Source organism: Pseudomonas sp. R62, from assembly GCF_000257605.1.
Classification (GTDB): domain Bacteria; phylum Pseudomonadota; class Gammaproteobacteria; order Pseudomonadales; family Pseudomonadaceae; genus Aquipseudomonas; species Aquipseudomonas atacamensis.
In genome coordinates this window covers 1-541 of record NZ_AHZM01000978.1, presented here as the reverse complement: position 1 = coordinate 541, position 541 = coordinate 1, and the positions used below count along the sequence as shown (strand labels likewise).

General features: G+C 60.1%; 1 protein-coding gene. It reads left to right on the top strand.

What is annotated here, in order from left to right; all coding sequences use genetic code 11:
* The coding region (locus OQK_RS01435) for an AsmA family protein (protein ID WP_038860381.1) at positions 1-541 on the top strand (541 nt) is incomplete at both ends.

Below are 541 nucleotides of genomic sequence, written 5' to 3'. Positions count from 1 at the left end.
GGAAGGTCGCGCCAAACTCACTGCGCGCAACTTCAAGCTCAAGCAGCTGTTCCCGACCTTCGAACCGATGAAAACCAGCTTCGGTGAACTCAACGGCGATGCCGACATTTCCGGGCGTGGCAACTCCGTGGCGGCACTCCTGGGCACCTCAAACGGTGACCTGAAGATGCTGATCAACGACGGCGCCATTAGCCGTGGCCTGATGGAAATCGCCGGGCTCAACGTGGGCAACTACGTGGTGGGCCGCCTGTTTGGCGACAAGGAGGTGAAGATCAACTGCGCGGCGGCGGACTTCGGCATCAAGACAGGCCTGGCGACCACGCGTTTGTTTGTGTTCGATACCGAGAACGCCATCATTTACATCGAGGGCACGGCGAACATGGCCACGGAACAGTTGGACCTGACCATCAATCCGGAATCCAAAGGCTTCCGCCTGTTCTCCCTGCGCTCACCGCTGTACGTCAACGGGCCGTTCATCAAGCCCAATGCGGGTGTGAAAGCCATTCCGCTGGCATTGCGGGGGGCGGGCATGGTTGCGCTG